The following is a 15,372-nucleotide window of genomic DNA, read 5'->3' as shown; positions in this document are numbered from 1 at the left end:
TTTCGCGTGGGCGTATTGCAGCACCGGCTGATCTTGCTTCGTCACGGCGAGACGGAGTGGTCACAGTCCGGCAAGCACACGAGCCGCACCGAACTAGATCTCCTCGAACACGGTCGCGACCAGGCGAAGGCCGCCGGCGAAACGCTTTCCCAGCTGAACTTGGTTGACCCCTTCGTCGTCAGCAGTCCGCGCAAGCGCGCACTGGTCACCGCCGAACTGGCCGGTCTGTCGGTCGACGACGTGAACCCGTTGATCACCGAATGGGACTATGGCGATTACGAGGGCACGACGACCGCCGAGATCCGCAAGACGGTGCCGAACTGGCTGGTGTGGACGCACGGCTGCCCGGGTGGCGAAACCTCCGCGGAAGTCTGCGAACGCGCCGACCGGGCAATCGCAATGGCGTTGGAGCATATGGAATCCCGCGACGTAGTGTTCGTCGGCCACGGCCACTTCTCCCGCGCGGTGCTCACCCGCTGGATCGAACAGCCGGTGTACGAAGGGATTCGGTTCGCGATGCATGCCGCGTCCATCGCGCTGTGCGGATTCGAGCACGGGGTGCGCCAGATCAGCGCGCTGGGACTCACCGGCCACCCAAACCCGCACACGCCCTCATGACCCGCGAACCGTCGTTCGTCCTCGCCTCGGGCGGCAGCGCCGTCATCGCCGACGGCGTCCACACGGCATTCCCTAGGGTCGCGGAGGCGCGGGCCGCACTGGCATCGCACAGTGCCCCAATCATTGTGGGTGCCTTACCTTTTGACATGTCCAAGCCAGCGGCACTCATCCGGCCGCAGGGAGTTCAGTTCCTTGATGCGCTGCCGGAGTGGCCGCTACGCATGCTGCCGTCGGTGCACATCGCCGAGACTATGCCGGAACCGGACGAACACCGCGCCCGCATTGCGTCCGCACTCCAGCGCCTGCGCGACCCCGGCAGCGGACTGCACAAGGTCGTCCTGGCCCGCGCGTTGCGCCTGGTCGCTGACGGTCCGCTGGATGCCCGCACGATCCTGGACCGCATCGTCGCCCAGGACGTCGCGGCCAATGCCTTCCTGGCGGACCTGTCCGCGGCCGGCGGCGGTTACTCGGGCACCGCGCTCATCGGCGCTAGTCCGGAGCTGCTGGTGGCTCGTAAGGGCGACCGCATGCTCTGTGCCCCGTTCGCCGGCTCGGCCCCACGCCTGCCCGATCCCGCGGCCGACGAGGCGAGCGGAGCGGCGCTGGCGGCGTCGGCGAAGAACCGGCACGAACACCAGCTCGTTGTCGACGCGGTGCGCACCGCGCTGGAACCGCTGTGCGACGAATTGGACATCTCGGCAGAACCGAAGCTGAACAAGACCGCTGCCGTCTGGCACCTCTATACGCCGATCAGCGGACGGCTTCGTGAAAACTCAACGACAGCACTGGATTTGGCGATCGCATTGCATCCCACGCCCGCGGTGGGCGGAGTGCCGACCGACGCAGCCGCAACGCTGATCAACGAACTCGAGGGCGATCGTGGGTTCTACGCCGGCGCGGTCGGCTGGTGCGATCAGCGTGGCGACGGCCGCTGGGTCGTGTCGATCCGCTGTGCGCAGTTGTCGGCCGACCGTCGGACCGCGTACGCCTATGCGGGCGGCGGAATCGTCGCCGAATCCGAGCCCGATGACGAAGTCGACGAAACCACAACGAAATTCAAGACGATTTTCGCGGCCCTCGGAGTTGAGGCATGACCGAGATCATCCGGCTCGCCCGGCCCGGCGACGAACCAGAACTGACCGCGATGGTCTACGAGCTCGCAGAGTTCGAGCATTCCGTCGACCGGTGCACGCTCACCGAGGAGCGGCTGTCCGCGGCGTTGTTCGGGGATGCGCCGACCGCGTGGGCGCATATCGTCGAGGTGAAGGGCAAGGCCGCCGCGTGCGCGATCTGGTACCGCACCTTTTCGACATGGGAAGGCGTGGCAGGCGTCTATCTCGAAGATCTGTTCGTGCGCCCCGACTTTCGCAGGCTAGGACTGGCGCGAAAGCTGCTCGCCGCGCTCGCGCGCGAATGCGTCGACACCCACGGTGCCCGGCTGGAGTGGGCGGTCCTGGACTGGAACGTCAACGCGATCGCGCTCTACGACGCCGTCGGGGGCAAGCCGCAGAACGATTGGATCACCTACCGGGTATCCGGTCCGGAGTTGTCGGCGCTCGCTGAGTCATCGGTGGGCGAAGCCTGAGCCACCGCCCACTGCAGGGCTGACGGGCTGAACAGCAGCGCCAGGGCAGCCAGCACCACGACCGCCATCACGACCCCGGGCAGCCACTGACCTGATCCGACGCCGACGTACCAAGCCACCCCCAGCAGGATCAGCTGGGCGAACACCGCCAGGCCGCGGCCCCACTGCCGGCCCGTCCACAGCGCCCACCCCGCGGCGAGCACACCAGAGCCCATCACCAGGAACCAGCCCGCGGTGCCGAACAAGTTCATTCCGGGCTCGCGGGTGCCCAGCAGCCCGCTCGCCACGTACCAGATTGCCGCGACCACGCCCGCAAGGCCTTCCAGCGATACCACGATGGCTGCCCGACGCACGGATGCCGGCGAGGGAACGGTCACGACCTCGAGCGTAGAGGTTGGGCTTGCCCCTTTAGATAGGGTCGTCCTCTGTGCGCGCCGTGCTGATCGTCAACCCCAATGCGACGTCGACGACCCCGGCAACCCGTGATCTCTTGGCCCACGCCCTCGAGAGCCGCGTGAAGCTCACCGTCATCCACACCGACCATCGCGGCCACGCGGTGGAGATCGGCCGCGATGCCGCCACCGACGGCGTGGACGTGCTGATCGTGCACGGCGGCGACGGCACGGTGAACGAGGTCGTGAACGGAATCATGGAGGTCGGCGGGCCGGGTGTGGCGGCCCCGGCTGTCGGCGTGGTGCCCGGCGGTTCGGCGAACGTCTTCGCGCGCGCACTGGGAATCAGCCCGGATCCCATCGAGGCCACGAATCAACTCGTCGACCTGCTGTCCGCCTACCGGCGGCGCAAAACGTGGCGACGTATAGGTCTGATGGATTGCGGCGAGCGCTGGGCGGTTTTCACCGCGGGTATGGGCGTGGACGGCGATGTCGTCGCCGCCGTCGAAGCTCAGCGCGCCAAGGGGCGCAAGGTCACCGCCTCGCGCTACATCCGCGTTGCAATCCGCGAAATGCTGTCCAGCGCGCGCAAGGATCCCTTGTTGACGCTTCACATACCTGGCCGCGACCCGGTGGAGGGCGTGCATTTCGCCTTCGTATCGAACTCCAGCCCCTGGACATACGCCAACACCAGGCCAGTGTGGACCAATCCGACGACCTCGTTCGAGACCGATCTCGGCGTTTTTGCGATCACCAGCATGAACGTGTGGGCCAACCTGCGGCTGGTACGCAAGATGCTGGCGAGGCGCCCGAAGATCGACGCCGATCATCTGATACGCGATGACGACCTACCACAACTGCGGGTGACCAGTGACACACCAGTCGCGTGCCAGATCGACGGCGACTACGTCGGCCTGCGTGACACGATGACGTTCACGTCGGTTCCCGATGCTTTGGCAGTAGTTGCGCCAAGCGCAAACACATAGCCTGACCAGTGATAACGCCGTCGGATTAACCGATTCAGGGCGTAGATAGGACGAGTGTAGTACAAACGGGTAAGGGCTGGAAAAAGCGGGCCCCGCTAGTGAGGTTGCCCACTTGTTAACTCATCAGTATTGACATCTGTTCAGCCTGTGAAAAACTCGGATGCAACAGTGCAGAAACATTTCATGCGCACGCGTTAACAGCCGAAGAAACGTAAGTGCGCTCTGCTGCGCACACGATAAGGAGTTAGAGCTATGGATTGGCGCCACAAGGCGGTCTGTCGCGACGAGGATCCGGAACTGTTCTTCCCGGTGGGAAACAGTGGCCCGGCCCTCGCTCAGATCGCTGACGCGAAGCTCGTCTGCAACCGCTGCCCGGTGACTACGGATTGCCTCACCTGGGCTTTGGAGTCCGGACAGGACGCAGGCGTGTGGGGCGGAATGAGCGAAGACGAGCGGCGTGCGCTGAAGCGGCGCAACGCCCGCACCAAGGCCCGCAGCGGGGTCTAAAGCTCGCAACCCACAACAGACGATTTACGGCCCCGACGAAAAGTCGGGGCCGTAATTTGTTGCAACCAATTTCACACATTGGCGTCAGACGATGCCATTTTTCATTCGTCGACAGAAGTTAACTACTGCGCCAACCGGGCACGTCGGCCGATGGGCACCCGCAGCACCACATCTGTGCCGCCGGTGTCCACCTCGTGCATGCCGAGCGAGCCGTCCAGCTCCGCCGATACGAGCGTCCGCACAATCTGCAGACCAAGCCGATCGGACTTCTCCAAGCTGAAGCCCTCGGGCAGTCCGCGGCCGTCGTCGTGCACCACGACGTCGAGCCAGCGAGCGGAACGCTCGGCGCGGATCGTCACGCACCCCTGCTGAGTGGACCTGTCGAAGGCGTGCTCGATGGCGTTCTGCACCAGTTCAGTGATCACCATGATCAGGGCCGTGGCCCGGTCGGCGTCGAGCACACCCAGTTCGCCGACCCGGTTGATCCGGATTGGGTTGTCCGAATCGACCGGGGCCGCAACGTCATTCATGATCGGAAGGATCCGGTCGACGACCTCGTCAAGGTTCACCTCTTCGTCCACCGACATCGATAGCGCGTCGTGCACCAACGCGATCGACGACACCCGGCGCACAGATTCGATCAACGCCTCGCGGCCCTCGGCATTGTTGGTGCGCCGCGCCTGCAGCCGCAGCAGTGCCGCGACCGTCTGCAGGTTGTTCTTCACCCGATGGTGGATCTCGCGGATCGTCGCGTCCTTGGACAACAGCGCACGGTCACGGCGCTTGACCTCGGTTACATCGCGGATCAACACTGCGGCCCCAACGGCGTTGCCGTGCACCACAAGTGGCAGTGTTCGCAGCAGCACCGCGGCACCGCCCGCGTCGACCTCCATACGCATGCTCGAACCGCCGGCCAGCGAGTCGCGGACGTGGTCGGCCAGTTCCTGGGCCTCGAACGGATCCGAGATCAACGGCCGCGTGATGGTGACCAGGTTGTGGCCCTCCAGCTCGGCCGCCAACCCCATCCGGTGATAGGCCGAGATGGCGTTCGGGCTGGCGAATGTGACGATGCCCGTTCCGTTGAGACGGATGAAGCCGTCACCGACGCGTGGGCTCGACCGCGACATCGCGACGTCGCCGACGTTAGGGAAGGTGCCCTCGGACAGCATGAGCAGCAGGTCGTCGGCACAGTCGAGATAGGCACTTTCCAGCGGACTCGCGTTACGCGCCGCCAGTGCGGTCTGATGCGTCAGCACCGCAACCACGTTGTTGTTGTAGCGCACAGGGACAGCCTCTACGTTGAGGCCGAGCGAATCCTGTTGTCCGGCTGGGTTTTGCCTGCCGATGGCACCCGAGTCGAACGCATCGGCGACGACGGGCATCTCGTGCCCCTGGTTCAGGGTGCCCACGGCGTCGGCGAGCAGCACCGTCGGTGCGGTGTTCGGTCGCACCTGGGCCACGCACACCAGCGCCCCGTCGTCGCGGCGCACCCACATCAGGAAGTCGCCGAACGAGAGGTCGGCCAACAGCTGCCACTCCCCGACCACCGCATGCAAATGGTCGACGGCATTGCCGGGCAGCATCGTGTGCTCGGCGAGCAGGTCACCGAGGGTGGACATCGGGCCTCACTCTTGCGGGCGTCGAACCCGCGTCAGCTGATCACCGCGATGAGGTCGCCGGCCTGGATCACGTCGCCGACGGACACACTCACCTTGCTGACGGTGCCCGCGACCTCGGCCAGCACCGGGATCTCCATCTTCATCGACTCCAGCAGCACCAGGGTGTCGCCCTCACCGATCTGATCGCCCTCGTTTACCACGACCTCGAGCACACTGGCCACGATCTCGGCGCGAACATCCTCGGCCATCTTCACCCCTTCGGAGTCTTTATCGTCGGCACCCGGCTCCGCGTGCCTGACGCTCATATCGAACCACACCACCGCCCGGACAGAAGTGTCGCCAGGCCGTGAGAGAATAGCTACGAACGCCCGCCTGACGCGGGCTCCACAATCCGCAGTACCGAATGGAGGACGACCATGGCTAAGCGTGGCCGTAAGAAGCGCGACCGCAAGCATTCGAAGGCCAACCACGGCAAGCGGCCCAACGCGGGCTCGAAGTCAGTGGGCCGCTAGTCGGCGTTATCAGCCCGGCGGACGGCCTCAGCCGCGCCGGATGATGGTGGTGCGGCTGATCTCGATTCGCAGCCGCTCACGCAGGCTGTCAGGCGCCTTTTCGCCGCCGCACTTCCTCGCGATGAGCAACTTCACCCGCTCCTCCATGCCGTAATGACGTAGGCATGCCGGGCACTCTTCGAGGTGATGGCGCAGCTTGTCGCGGGTTTCGGCGGTGCATTCGCCGTCGAGCAGCGTCCAGACCTCGGCGATCACCGCGGCGCACTCGGGGTGCTCCGGGTCGACCGGACCGACCGGCGGCTGCCAGCGCTCGTCACCAGGGGTCGTGCTCATGACGAGACCTCCTCGGGCGCGACCTGTTCGCCTCGGATGAATCCGCGGTCGCGGGCCACATCGGCGAGCAATTCGCGCAGCTGACGCCTGCCTCGGTGCAGCCGGGACATGACGGTGCCAATCGGAGTATCCATGATCTCGGCGATCTCCTTATACGGGAAGCCTTCCACGTCGGCGTAATACACCGCCATCCGAAACTCCTCTGGCAGCGCCTGCAAAGCGTCTTTGATCTCGCTGTCCGGAAGGGCCTCCAAGGCCTCGACCTCCGCGGAGCGCAGCCCGGTCGACGAGTGCTCGGCGTTGGCCGCGAGCTGCCAATCGGTGATCTCGTCGGTCGGATACTCCGCAGGCTGCCGCTGCTTTTTGCGGTAACTGTTGATGTAGGTGTTGGTCAGGATTCGGTACAGCCACGCCTTGAGGTTCGTGCCCTCGCGGAACGAGCGAAAACCGGCGTAGGCCTTGACCATGGTTTCCTGCAGCAGGTCCTCGGCGTCCGCGGGATTGCGCGTCATGCGCAGCGCGCCGCCGTAGAGCTGGTCCAGCAGCGGTATCGCGTCACGCTCGAACCGGGCGGTCAGCTCGGCGTCTGACTCGTCCGATCTGGCGGGCGCCGAATCAGGCTGCGACCCGTCGTTGTCGGTCATAGCGGGAAGCACCGTCCCTTCTGTAGCGGCGCCACCAAACAGGTCCGGTAGGTCCACCGGACGCTCCAAGGCAAGTGCTGGCACCTTAGACCCCTCCTTCGATCGTAGAGGTTGAGACGGACATCTCTCCCGGCCGCCGCTGCTGACGGCCCTGACTGCCGTCAATAACAGCGCCACCGGCCAAGCTTGTTCCCGCACTACGCTCAAGCCCGTGGCGCGCGCGGCAACTCCGGCGATCGCGGCCCTCGTGGCTGGCGGGGTGGCCCACGAGGTCCTCCAGTACCACCACGACCCCCGCAACGCGTCGTTCGGCGAGGAGGCCGCTCAGGCCCTGGCGCACGCGGAGGGCGTCGATCCCGAGCAGGTGTTCAAGACGCTGGTGGTTGCCCTGCCGGCGGGACTACTGGGCGTGGCGGTTCTCCCGGTGCCCGCCAAGCTCTCGCTCAAGGCGACGGCCACCGCGCTGGGCGTGCCGAAGGCCACGATGGCCGACCGCGCTGCCGCCGAACGTTCGAGCGGCTACGTGATCGGCGGGATCTCGCCGTTCGGCCAGCGCAGGCCGCTGCCGACGGTCGTTGACGAGTCCGCGCTGGGCTGGGATCGCGTGTTGTGCAGCGCGGGCAAGCGCGGCTGGGACGTCGCGGTGCATCCGCGAGACCTGATAGCACTGACCAACGCCGTCACCGCCGCCATTCGCGCCTGAACTTCCCGCCGAACGTGGGCGGAGTCATAGGGTGAGGCCATGTCGCTCTCAGGGAAGACCATGTTCATCTCCGGCGCCAGCCGCGGTATCGGGCTGGCGATCGCCAAGCGCGCGGCGGCCGACGGCGCGAATATCGCATTGGTCGCCAAGACGGCCGAGCCGCACCCCAAGCTCGAGGGCACGGTCTACACCGCGGCCAAGGAGATCGAGGAGGCGGGCGGGCAGGCGTTGCCGATCGTCGGCGACATCCGCGACGGTGACTCCGTCACCGCTGCTGTGGATCAGGCCGTCGCCCAGTTCGGCGGTATCGATATCTGCGTGAACAACGCCTCGGCGATCAACCTGGGTTCAGTGACCGAGGTCCCGCTCAAGCGGTTCGATCTGATGAATGGGATCCAGGTGCGGGGCACCTATTCCGTGTCGCAGGCGTGCATTCCGCACATGATGGGACGCGACAACCCGCACATCCTGACGCTGTCGCCGCCGATCCGGTTGGAGCCCAAGTGGCTCAAGCCCACCGCCTACATGATGGCCAAGTACGGAATGACATTGTGCGCCTTAGGAATAGCCGAGGAGATGCGCGATGCGGGCATCGCGTCCAACACGCTGTGGCCCCGCACAATGGTGGCGACGGCGGCGGTGCAGAACCTGCTCGGTGGCGACGAGGCCATGGGCCGGGCCCGTAAACCCGAGGTGTACTCCGACGCGGCGTACGTGATCCTTAACAAACCAGCCCGCGAGTACACCGGCAACACTCTGCTGTGCGAGGACGTGCTGCTGGAGTCCGGCGTCACCGACCTGTCTGTCTACGACTGCATTCCGGGCGCCGAGCTCGGCGTCGACCTGTGGGTGGACACCCCGAACCCGCCGGGATACACCGGCCCCTGACTCTCAGCCGAATTCGATCATGCCGCGGATGTTTCGGCCTTCGCGCATGTCGGTAATGGCGTCGTTGATCTGGTCGAGGCGATACCGCTTCGTCACGAGCTCGTCGAGTTTGAGGTTGCCACTTCGGTACTGCGACAGCAGCATCGGCATGCTGGCGCGGGGATTCATGCCGCCATAAAGCAGACCCTTGAGCGTCTTGCAGCCCTGGATCATGTCGACGAGTAACATCGGAACCAAGTTGAGGTCCAGCTTCGGGATCGCGGTCATCAGACAGGTGCCGCCTTTGCGCGTCAGCGCCAGAGCGGGCGCCAGCAGTTCTGCGTAGAGCACACTTGGGGTCAGCACAACACGGTCGGCCATCACGCCGTTCGTGATCTCCTTGACCATCAAGAAGGCTTCCTCCATCGAGGGGCTGGTATCCGTCGCGCCGAAGAACTTCGCGGTATCACGTTTGAAATCAACGGGATCCACGGCGACCACCGCATTGGCGCCCGCGGCACGGGCACCCTGCACGGCGTTGATCCCCACCCCACCGGTGCCGACGACGACGACGGTGTCGCCGACCTCCGTTCCAACGCCGACGGTGGCCGATCCCCACCCCGTCGTCACGCCACAGGACACCAAAGAAGCGGCTTCGAATGGAATGGATTCGTCGATTTTGATGATCGACTCCTCGGCGACGACCATGTACTCCGAGAACGTGCCGAGCTGCGTCATCGCGGTCAGCTCTTCCGCACCGAGGTGACGCCGGCTGGTGCCGTCGGTCGTCATTCCCTTGGAGAACATCAATGCGCCCGCGTCACACAAATACGTCATGCCAGACACACACCACCGACACCTCCCGCAGGCGGGTATGAACGAGGTCGCGACACGGTCGCCCGGCCGAACCGACCGCACCCCCGAGCCGACTTGCTCTACGACGCCAGCACCTTCGTGCCCGCCGACCATCGGGAAATACTCCGGAGCCGATCCACCTGTGGCTTCCACGATCGCTGTGAGCTCCGGTGACATGACGCCGTCGCCGGTGGCGTAGTGGTCGTCGGAGTGGCAGACGCCGGCCACCGCCATCTTCACCAGGACTTCACCGTCGCGCGGAGCATCGAGGGTTATGTCCTCGATCTCCCATTCGTTGCCGACTCCCCGCAGCACAGCCGCCTGACACGTCACCCCAGTTGTCATGGATGAAGCGTCACACTGTCGAACTCACTTCGGGTGCATATGGCATTACCCGCTTCGGTCAGTTCACTTTTGAGGGCTTGCCGAACCGCGCGTGCACGCCCGGCGAGAACAACGCACGCATCCGCTCACCCGTGGCGGTAACTCCGCTCGCGGCGAGCAGGTCGTCGTCGAGGTCGAGGATCTGGGCCTCGTGCAGCGGCCACTCGCAATGTTCGTTGGGCACCCACCACGTTGTCGCGGCCTTCCGGGTGTGCGCGCCCCAGCGCGCCGTGAGCCACACCTCCAGGGGCGTGGGTGTCACCTCGTCGCCGATCCGCACTCTGAGCGTGCTGCGCAGTCCTCGTGTGGGCCACCGCCGCACACTGGAATACGAAATCTCGTCGTCACGGCGGGTCACGCGCATCTTCGCCCAGGTATACGGAACACCCATCGTCGCGCGGGTGAAGCCCACCACGGCGAGTCGCTGCGTCTCCAGCGATCTGAAGAGCACGCCGTGGCGGCCGGCCTCGTCGACGGAGTACAGCCGGATGTTCGTCTCGGCAAACCGGCCGAAGTACGGCAGTCGCAATGAGGTGCCAAGCGCGCTGTGGCGCATGTAGAACGGCACCAGCGCTGCGTAGGTCAGCCCGTCGGAGAACACGTCCGGACGGGTGCCCGGCGGGAACAGGTGCGCGATGCGCTCCGGCTGCACCGGCCAGTGCACGAACGTGAGGTCGCCCCAGAACTGGCCGAACAGCACGGGCCGCGGCAGCGGCGGTGCGATCGCCTGGAAGCTCACTGCCTCATCGTGACACGTGCGTGAGCACTGTTCGTCGAGACTGCTGGGAGATCGCACATTTACGCCTTAACGCGCTCTCTCAGCAGTCTCGACGATGTCCCCGGGCCGTCACGCCACGCAGACCTCTGCGCCGAGCATCAGATGGGGCCACATGACGGCTGTCTGCACAATGGCGAGAATCTCCGAGCCGGCCGGAATCCGGGTTTGCAGCGCGGTCTGGATCAGTTGCACCTGCTCGGCGTCGAAGAACGCCCACACCAATCCGATGATCAGGTAGGGAATCGCCAGCCACAGCGCCAACTCGATCATCGCGGCCACACTCACCCGTCGCGACAGCACCCGGCGCAGCATGATCACACCAACGCGCGTTCCTGGCGCACCCGGCGCCGGACGTCGGCGAGCAGCACGTAGCTGCCGCCCTGACGGACGAATACCGGTAGGAATCTGTTCGCGAAAGCGACTACCAGGAAAAGACTTTCGAAGAGCCACTGCCTGGAATCGCTCCACTTCACACCCATGGCACGACGGAACACGGGAGCCAGGAATCCGACGGTGAGGAATTTGAGCAGCGGCCGGAACGGCAGGCCGAGCACTGGATTGATCATGTGCAGGTTCAGCAGGTCTTCCAGATAGCCGCGGACACGATCGTCGACATCGACCTGGCCGCACGCCGTGGCCCAATAGTCGTCGAATTCTGCTCGGGTGGGCGGCCATTGGTCTTCGGTCACCTGCAGCGTCGTGCCCAATGTCCACGCCGACCGGTAGAACTGCTCAGACTGTTCGGGGGTCATCTCGCCACGCAACAGTTGATACGTGTCTTCCAGCCCGACGAACAGGCACGCCGCCACCCACATCTGCAGGTCGCGGTCAAAGGCGTTGTAACGCACCGGACTATCCGGTGCGGATTTGACGTGCCGGTGCGCACTGTTGACGGCCTCGCGGAACGCCGCACGGTCCTCGGGCGTCCCGATGATCGCGACCGCGAGGTACTGGAACGTCGTCCTGGCCCGCTTCCACGGATGCTTGAGCAGATTGCCCGAGTCCACCTTGCTTTCGACGACGCCGTAGCCCACCCCGGGCCGCGCCAACTGCATGATGACGTTGGCAGCGCCCGCCGCGAACGACCAGAAGTCCATCGCGCCGGCCGCACTGACCGATTCATCGGGGTCCCACCGAGCCGTCCGCCTGCGGACGGTGATGCGGCAGTCGTCAAGCGTCATATCGTGCACACCGCCGAGACCAGCAGCACCGGCCACGTCGCGATCGAGACGAGAATCGACAGGATTCGCGCGGGACCGTGCCAGCCGAGTTGGTCGCCCGCGACAAAGGTCCACACCATGCCGACGAGCAGATAGGGGACAGCGAGAATAATCGCGGTCCCGATCCATTCGGCGATCGTCATCTCGAAGGCGAGAACCTTCCTGACAGCCGTAAGCACGTCCATATGTTAATGGCTATTCCGGCTTGAAGTGCGCACTTCGGTCGAAAATCCCCTAAAGCAGCGTGGCTTGTTCAGGTTCGGGCTCGGCCGGCTCGATCAACTCCGGGCCGTTGTTGCGAATGCTGTTGACCAGTCGGGACACCTCGCGGATCTCGATCCGGTCCAGGTCGCCATGCCCCCGCAGCAGCCCCTCGTCGATCGGAGCGTCCGGATCCAGCCAGCGGTCCCAATCGCGCTCACTGATCGTCAGCGGCATGCGGTCGTGGATCTCGGCCAGCGGGCCCGCAGCGTCGGTGGTGATGATCGTGCAACTCACCAGCGGTAACGAGTCCTTCGGTGCGCCTTTGGGACGCCACGTCGACCACAACCCCGCCATGAACAGCGGCTCACCGTCGCCGCCGAACATGTAGAACGGCGTCTTCGGCGCCTTCTTGCCCGCCTTGGAAGATGAAGCCTCGCCATTGGGCCGCCATTCGTACCAGCCGTCCATCGGCACGAGGCACCGCTTGTTCTTGGCCGAATTGCGGAATACCGGCGAGGTGGTCAGCTTCTCGGAACGCGCGTTGATCAGCAGCGGCCCCTTGGTGTCCGGACCGCCGTCCTCGTTGGTCTTGGCCCACGGCGGGACCAGCCCCCACCGCATCGACCGCACCCGTCGGGTCGACTCGTCGTCGGGCTCGCTGTGACGTTTGACCACGCTGCTGATCGTCGTCGTGGGTGCGACGTTGTAGTTGGCCCCGTTTTCGGCGTCCTTCTTGATGGCCGCTGTGGTCTCGTCAATCGCCTTGATCTTCTCGGCCAAGAGCGCCGGATCGGTGGTCACTGCGAATCGTCCACACATATATCCCATGTTGGCACGGCGAACCGACAGGGCAGGATGTAGGCGTGAACAACTGGCAGGCACCGTCGACCTCGCGTCCCGTGCATGCCACGGTCACCGTGCCGGGCTCGAAATCGCTGACCAATCGTGCGCTGGTGCTGTCAGCGCTGGCGACGGCGAACGGCACGTCGACGATCAGCGGCGCATTGCGCAGCCGCGACACCGACCTGATGATCGGCGCCGTCGCCGCGCTCGGCGTCACGGTTGAGGGCGCGGACACCGAGCTGACGCTCAGCGGCGCGATCGACCCGCGGCCGGGCACCTCCATCGATTGCGGCCTGGCCGGTACTGTCCTGAGGTTCGTGCCGCCGGTAGCGGCGCTCAGCACGACGCACGTGACGTTCGACGGTGACGAGCAGGCTCGGTCACGACCCATCGCACCGCTGCTCGAGGCGCTGCGCGGTCTCGGTGTCGACATCGACGGCGACGCGCTGCCGTTCACCGTCCACGGATCCGGATCGGCAGCAGGTGGAACGGTCGAGATCGACGCATCGTCGTCCTCGCAGTTCGTGTCCGGCCTACTGCTCTCCGGCGCGGCGTTCGCCAACGGCTTGACGATCGTGCACACCGGGGAGTCGGTCCCCTCCGCCCCGCACATCGCCATGACGGTGGCCATGCTTCGCGACGCCGGAGTCGACGTCGACGACGCGCGGGCCAACCGGTGGCACGTCTCCCCCGGCCCGATCGCGGCGCGGCACTGGATCATCGAGCCCGACCTCTCGAACGCGGTCCCATTCCTGGCCGCCGCGGTGGTCACCGGAGGAGCCGTGCGCATCGTGGGGTGGCCGCCGGCCAGCGTGCAGCCGGCAGACACGATCCTGACGATCCTGAAAAACCTGGGTTCCGTTGTCCGCCAAGGTGAGTCTTATCTGGAAGTACAGGGACCCCAGTCCCACACGGCCATCGACGTCGACCTCCACGAGGTGGGCGAGCTGACACCTGCGGTGGCCGCGCTGGCCGCCGTGGCACCCGAGGGGTCGGTGTCACGGCTGCGTGGCGTAGCACACCTGCGCGGGCACGAAACCGACCGTCTGGCAGCGCTTTCCGCGGAGATCAACGGTCTCGGCGGGGAATGCGAGGAGACGCCGGACGGTCTCGTGATCACCGCACGCACGCTGCACGGCGGCTTGTGGCGGTCCTATGCCGATCACCGGATGGCGACCGCCGGCGCGATCGTTGGATTGCGCGTCGACGGTATCGAGGTCGAGGACATCGGCACCACCGCCAAGACGCTGCCCGACTTCCCGCAGATGTGGGCCGACATGCTGGCGGGCGATTGAGCCCTCGCGAGTACGACGAGTCCGATGTCCGGGTCCGTCCCGGCAGAGGATCGCGGCCGCGAACGAAGACCCGACCGGATCACGCCGACGCCCAGGAGGCAATGGTGGTCACCGTCGACCGCGGCCGGTGGGGCTGCGCGCTCGACCACGACCCCGAGCGACGCGTCACCGCCATGCGGGCACGCGAGCTGGGGCGCACGCCGATCGTCGTCGGCGACGACGTCGGCATTGTCGGCGATGTCTCGGGTAAGCAGGACACACTGGCTCGCATCGTGCGGCGCGGCGAGCGCCGAACCGTGTTGCGGCGCACCGCGGATGACACCGATCCCACCGAACGCGTCGTGGTCGCAAACGCAGATCAGCTCCTGATCGTGGTCGCGCTCGCCGATCCGCCGCCGCGCACCGGCCTGGTGCAGCGCGCGCTGATCGCCGCGTACGCCGGCGGCCTCGAACCCATTCTGTGCCTAACCAAGACCGATCTGGCGCCCGCCGAGCCTTTCGCCGCCGAGTTCGCCGACCTCGACCTCACGGTCACCACCGCCGGTCGTGACGATCCTCTGGACGCCGTCGCCCCCCTGCTCGCGAGAAAGGTGACCGTGCTGTTGGGACATTCCGGCGTCGGCAAGTCGACATTGGTGAATCGTCTTGTCCCAGAGGCAGATCGGGCGACCGGCGAGGTGACCGATATCGGTAGGGGCAGGCATACATCGACGCAATCGGTGGCGTTGCCGTTGAGCATGGGCGGCTGGGTGATCGATACCCCGGGGATCCGCTCATTCGGCCTCGCGCACATCGAACCCGACGACGTGATGCTCGCCTTCTCCGACCTGGCCGAGGCGATCAAAGACTGCCCGAGGGGTTGCGGCCACATGGGGCCGCCCGCCGATCCCGAATGCGCGCTCGACACGCTGACCGGCCCCGCCGCCGACCGGGTCGCTGCGGCACGCCGACTGCTGGCAGCGCTGCGGGAGGGCCAATAACGGGGCCGAGATGGGTGAGGCCCTCCCGTTTCCGGGAGGGCCTCTAG

General features: G+C 65.8%; 21 protein-coding genes. 10 read left to right on the top strand and 11 right to left on the bottom strand.

Annotation, left to right across the window (positions count from 1 at the left end; genetic code table 11):
* The first annotated feature begins 6 nt into the window (after window positions 1-6).
* The 3 genes from ACIA48_RS19370 to ACIA48_RS19360 are packed head-to-tail and all read left to right on the top strand — an operon-like array spanning window position 7 to window position 2,203.
* Window positions 7-618: an acid phosphatase gene (locus ACIA48_RS19370; protein WP_396734879.1), complete on the top strand. Its 612-nt coding sequence runs from the start codon at window positions 7-9 to the stop codon at window positions 616-618.
* Complete coding sequence (locus ACIA48_RS19365; RefSeq protein WP_396734877.1) at window positions 615-1,712, top strand: isochorismate synthase MenF; 1,098 nt, start codon at window positions 615-617, stop codon at window positions 1,710-1,712. Before ACIA48_RS19370 ends, ACIA48_RS19365 begins: the two co-directional genes overlap by 4 nt.
* Window positions 1,709-2,203: a GNAT family N-acetyltransferase gene (locus ACIA48_RS19360; RefSeq protein ID WP_396734874.1), complete on the top strand. Its 495-nt coding sequence runs from the start codon at window positions 1,709-1,711 to the stop codon at window positions 2,201-2,203. Before ACIA48_RS19365 ends, ACIA48_RS19360 begins: the two co-directional genes overlap by 4 nt.
* Here the strand turns inward: ACIA48_RS19360 and ACIA48_RS19355 are convergent.
* Window positions 2,143-2,580 carry a hypothetical protein gene (locus ACIA48_RS19355; protein ID WP_396734871.1) on the bottom strand — a complete coding sequence of 146 codons (438 nt, stop codon included), beginning with the start codon at window positions 2,578-2,580 and terminating at the stop codon, window positions 2,143-2,145. The two genes, ACIA48_RS19360 and ACIA48_RS19355, sit on opposite strands and share 61 nt — an antisense overlap.
* Window positions 2,581-2,630: 50 nt before the next feature.
* On the opposite strand from ACIA48_RS19355, the gene ACIA48_RS19350 reads away from it, so the two are divergent.
* Window positions 2,631-3,581 (top strand): diacylglycerol/lipid kinase family protein, encoded by a 951-nt coding sequence (locus tag ACIA48_RS19350; RefSeq protein WP_396734869.1) that lies wholly within the window; start codon window positions 2,631-2,633, stop codon window positions 3,579-3,581.
* Between the two features lie 252 nt (window positions 3,582-3,833).
* On the top strand, window positions 3,834-4,088 hold the full coding sequence (locus ACIA48_RS19345; RefSeq protein WP_006245866.1) for a WhiB family transcriptional regulator: 255 nt from the start codon (window positions 3,834-3,836) through the stop codon (window positions 4,086-4,088).
* A 122-nt stretch (window positions 4,089-4,210) separates the two neighbouring features.
* Here the strand turns inward: ACIA48_RS19345 and ACIA48_RS19340 are convergent, their stop codons facing one another.
* Window positions 4,211-5,707 (bottom strand): sensor histidine kinase, encoded by a 1,497-nt coding sequence (locus ACIA48_RS19340; RefSeq protein ID WP_396734866.1) that lies wholly within the window; start codon window positions 5,705-5,707, stop codon window positions 4,211-4,213.
* Between the two features lie 32 nt (window positions 5,708-5,739).
* Window positions 5,740-5,955, bottom strand: a complete 216-nt coding sequence (locus tag ACIA48_RS19335) for a biotin/lipoyl-binding carrier protein (RefSeq protein ID WP_014208824.1) — start codon at window positions 5,953-5,955, stop codon at window positions 5,740-5,742.
* A 168-nt stretch (window positions 5,956-6,123) separates the two neighbouring features.
* Between ACIA48_RS19335 and ACIA48_RS19330 the strand changes: the two genes are divergently transcribed.
* Entirely contained in the window at window positions 6,124-6,219 is a 96-nt protein-coding gene (locus ACIA48_RS19330; RefSeq protein ID WP_006245863.1) for a 50S ribosomal protein bL37, read from the top strand.
* A gap of 27 nt (window positions 6,220-6,246) precedes the next feature.
* On the opposite strand, the gene rsrA is transcribed toward ACIA48_RS19330, so the two are convergent.
* Window positions 6,247-6,552: a mycothiol system anti-sigma-R factor gene (rsrA, locus tag ACIA48_RS19325; protein ID WP_396734864.1), complete on the bottom strand. Its 306-nt coding sequence runs from the start codon at window positions 6,550-6,552 to the stop codon at window positions 6,247-6,249.
* Window positions 6,549-7,196 carry a sigma-70 family RNA polymerase sigma factor gene (locus ACIA48_RS19320; RefSeq protein ID WP_396735101.1) on the bottom strand — a complete coding sequence of 216 codons (648 nt, stop codon included), beginning with the start codon at window positions 7,194-7,196 and terminating at the stop codon, window positions 6,549-6,551. The genes rsrA and ACIA48_RS19320 overlap by 4 nt, the downstream gene beginning before the upstream one ends.
* Window positions 7,197-7,407: 211 nt before the next feature.
* Here ACIA48_RS19320 and ACIA48_RS19315 point away from each other — a divergent pair, with 211 nt between their 5' ends.
* Both ACIA48_RS19315 and ACIA48_RS19310 read left to right on the top strand, forming a co-directional pair.
* Window positions 7,408-7,899, top strand: coding sequence for an aminoacyl-tRNA deacylase (locus ACIA48_RS19315; RefSeq protein WP_396734861.1), 492 nt, complete (start codon window positions 7,408-7,410; stop codon window positions 7,897-7,899).
* 39 nt (window positions 7,900-7,938) lie between these two features.
* Window positions 7,939-8,787: an SDR family oxidoreductase gene (locus ACIA48_RS19310; protein ID WP_396734858.1), complete on the top strand. Its 849-nt coding sequence runs from the start codon at window positions 7,939-7,941 to the stop codon at window positions 8,785-8,787.
* Window positions 8,788-8,790: 3 nt separating this feature from the next.
* Here the strand turns inward: ACIA48_RS19310 and ACIA48_RS19305 are convergent, their stop codons facing one another.
* The 6 genes from ACIA48_RS19305 to ACIA48_RS19280 form a co-directional block, all read right to left on the bottom strand.
* The gene (locus ACIA48_RS19305; protein ID WP_396734855.1) at window positions 8,791-9,966 is read right to left on the bottom strand and encodes an NDMA-dependent alcohol dehydrogenase; all 1,176 of its coding nucleotides are present in this window, start codon (window positions 9,964-9,966) and stop codon (window positions 8,791-8,793) included.
* 58 nt (window positions 9,967-10,024) lie between these two features.
* Entirely contained in the window at window positions 10,025-10,744 is a 720-nt protein-coding gene (locus ACIA48_RS19300; RefSeq protein WP_396734852.1) for a YqjF family protein, read from the bottom strand.
* Window positions 10,745-10,852: 108 nt separating this feature from the next.
* Complete coding sequence (locus ACIA48_RS19295) at window positions 10,853-11,095, bottom strand: hypothetical protein (RefSeq protein WP_396734850.1); 243 nt, start codon at window positions 11,093-11,095, stop codon at window positions 10,853-10,855.
* 2 nt (window positions 11,096-11,097) lie between these two features.
* The gene (locus tag ACIA48_RS19290) at window positions 11,098-11,964 is read right to left on the bottom strand and encodes an oxygenase MpaB family protein (RefSeq protein ID WP_396734848.1); all 867 of its coding nucleotides are present in this window, start codon (window positions 11,962-11,964) and stop codon (window positions 11,098-11,100) included.
* Entirely contained in the window at window positions 11,961-12,188 is a 228-nt protein-coding gene (locus ACIA48_RS19285; protein WP_396734845.1) for a hypothetical protein, read from the bottom strand. The genes ACIA48_RS19290 and ACIA48_RS19285 overlap by 4 nt, the downstream gene beginning before the upstream one ends.
* Before the next feature lie 49 nt (window positions 12,189-12,237).
* A complete protein-coding gene (locus tag ACIA48_RS19280) occupies window positions 12,238-13,026 on the bottom strand; it encodes an SOS response-associated peptidase (RefSeq protein ID WP_396734842.1) in 789 nt (262 codons plus the stop codon).
* A 44-nt stretch (window positions 13,027-13,070) separates the two neighbouring features.
* Here ACIA48_RS19280 and aroA point away from each other — a divergent pair, with 44 nt between their 5' ends.
* Window positions 13,071-14,345, top strand: a complete 1,275-nt coding sequence (gene aroA / locus ACIA48_RS19275) for a 3-phosphoshikimate 1-carboxyvinyltransferase (RefSeq protein WP_396734841.1) — start codon at window positions 13,071-13,073, stop codon at window positions 14,343-14,345.
* Window positions 14,342-15,325 (top strand): ribosome small subunit-dependent GTPase A, encoded by a 984-nt coding sequence (gene rsgA, locus ACIA48_RS19270; RefSeq protein WP_396734838.1) that lies wholly within the window; start codon window positions 14,342-14,344, stop codon window positions 15,323-15,325. Before aroA ends, rsgA begins: the two co-directional genes overlap by 4 nt.
* Window positions 15,326-15,372 lie beyond the last annotated feature (47 nt).

Origin of the sequence: Mycobacterium sp. NPDC051804, assembly GCF_044452905.1 — a bacterium.
Lineage (GTDB): Bacteria > Actinomycetota > Actinomycetes > Mycobacteriales > Mycobacteriaceae > Mycobacterium.
The sequence above is the reverse complement of the archived record's forward strand: the minus strand, read 5'-3'. Positions and strand labels throughout refer to the sequence as shown.

What these genes read in the sequence shown, in the direction of transcription:
- ACIA48_RS19365 (WP_396734877.1), top strand. Translation starts at nt 615, where the DNA reads ATGACCCGCGAACCGTCGTTCGTCCTCGCCTCGGGCGGCAGCGCCGTC.
- ACIA48_RS19360 (WP_396734874.1), top strand. Translation starts at nt 1,709, where the DNA reads ATGACCGAGATCATCCGGCTCGCCCGGCCCGGCGACGAACCAGAACTG.
- ACIA48_RS19345 (WP_006245866.1), top strand. Translation starts at nt 3,834, where the DNA reads ATGGATTGGCGCCACAAGGCGGTCTGTCGCGACGAGGATCCGGAACTG.
- ACIA48_RS19340 (WP_396734866.1), bottom strand. Translation starts at nt 5,707, where the DNA reads ATGTCCACCCTCGGTGACCTGCTCGCCGAGCACACGATGCTGCCCGGC.
- ACIA48_RS19335 (WP_014208824.1), bottom strand. Translation starts at nt 5,955, where the DNA reads ATGGCCGAGGATGTTCGCGCCGAGATCGTGGCCAGTGTGCTCGAGGTC.
- ACIA48_RS19330 (WP_006245863.1), top strand. Translation starts at nt 6,124, where the DNA reads ATGGCTAAGCGTGGCCGTAAGAAGCGCGACCGCAAGCATTCGAAGGCC.
- rsrA (WP_396734864.1), bottom strand. Translation starts at nt 6,552, where the DNA reads ATGAGCACGACCCCTGGTGACGAGCGCTGGCAGCCGCCGGTCGGTCCG.
- ACIA48_RS19320 (WP_396735101.1), bottom strand. Translation starts at nt 7,196, where the DNA reads ATGACCGACAACGACGGGTCGCAGCCTGATTCGGCGCCCGCCAGATCG.
- ACIA48_RS19310 (WP_396734858.1), top strand. Translation starts at nt 7,939, where the DNA reads ATGTCGCTCTCAGGGAAGACCATGTTCATCTCCGGCGCCAGCCGCGGT.
- ACIA48_RS19305 (WP_396734855.1), bottom strand. Translation starts at nt 9,966, where the DNA reads ATGACAACTGGGGTGACGTGTCAGGCGGCTGTGCTGCGGGGAGTCGGC.
- ACIA48_RS19295 (WP_396734850.1), bottom strand. Translation starts at nt 11,095, where the DNA reads ATGCTGCGCCGGGTGCTGTCGCGACGGGTGAGTGTGGCCGCGATGATC.
- ACIA48_RS19290 (WP_396734848.1), bottom strand. Translation starts at nt 11,964, where the DNA reads ATGACGCTTGACGACTGCCGCATCACCGTCCGCAGGCGGACGGCTCGG.
- ACIA48_RS19285 (WP_396734845.1), bottom strand. Translation starts at nt 12,188, where the DNA reads ATGGACGTGCTTACGGCTGTCAGGAAGGTTCTCGCCTTCGAGATGACG.
- ACIA48_RS19280 (WP_396734842.1), bottom strand. Translation starts at nt 13,026, where the DNA reads ATGTGTGGACGATTCGCAGTGACCACCGATCCGGCGCTCTTGGCCGAG.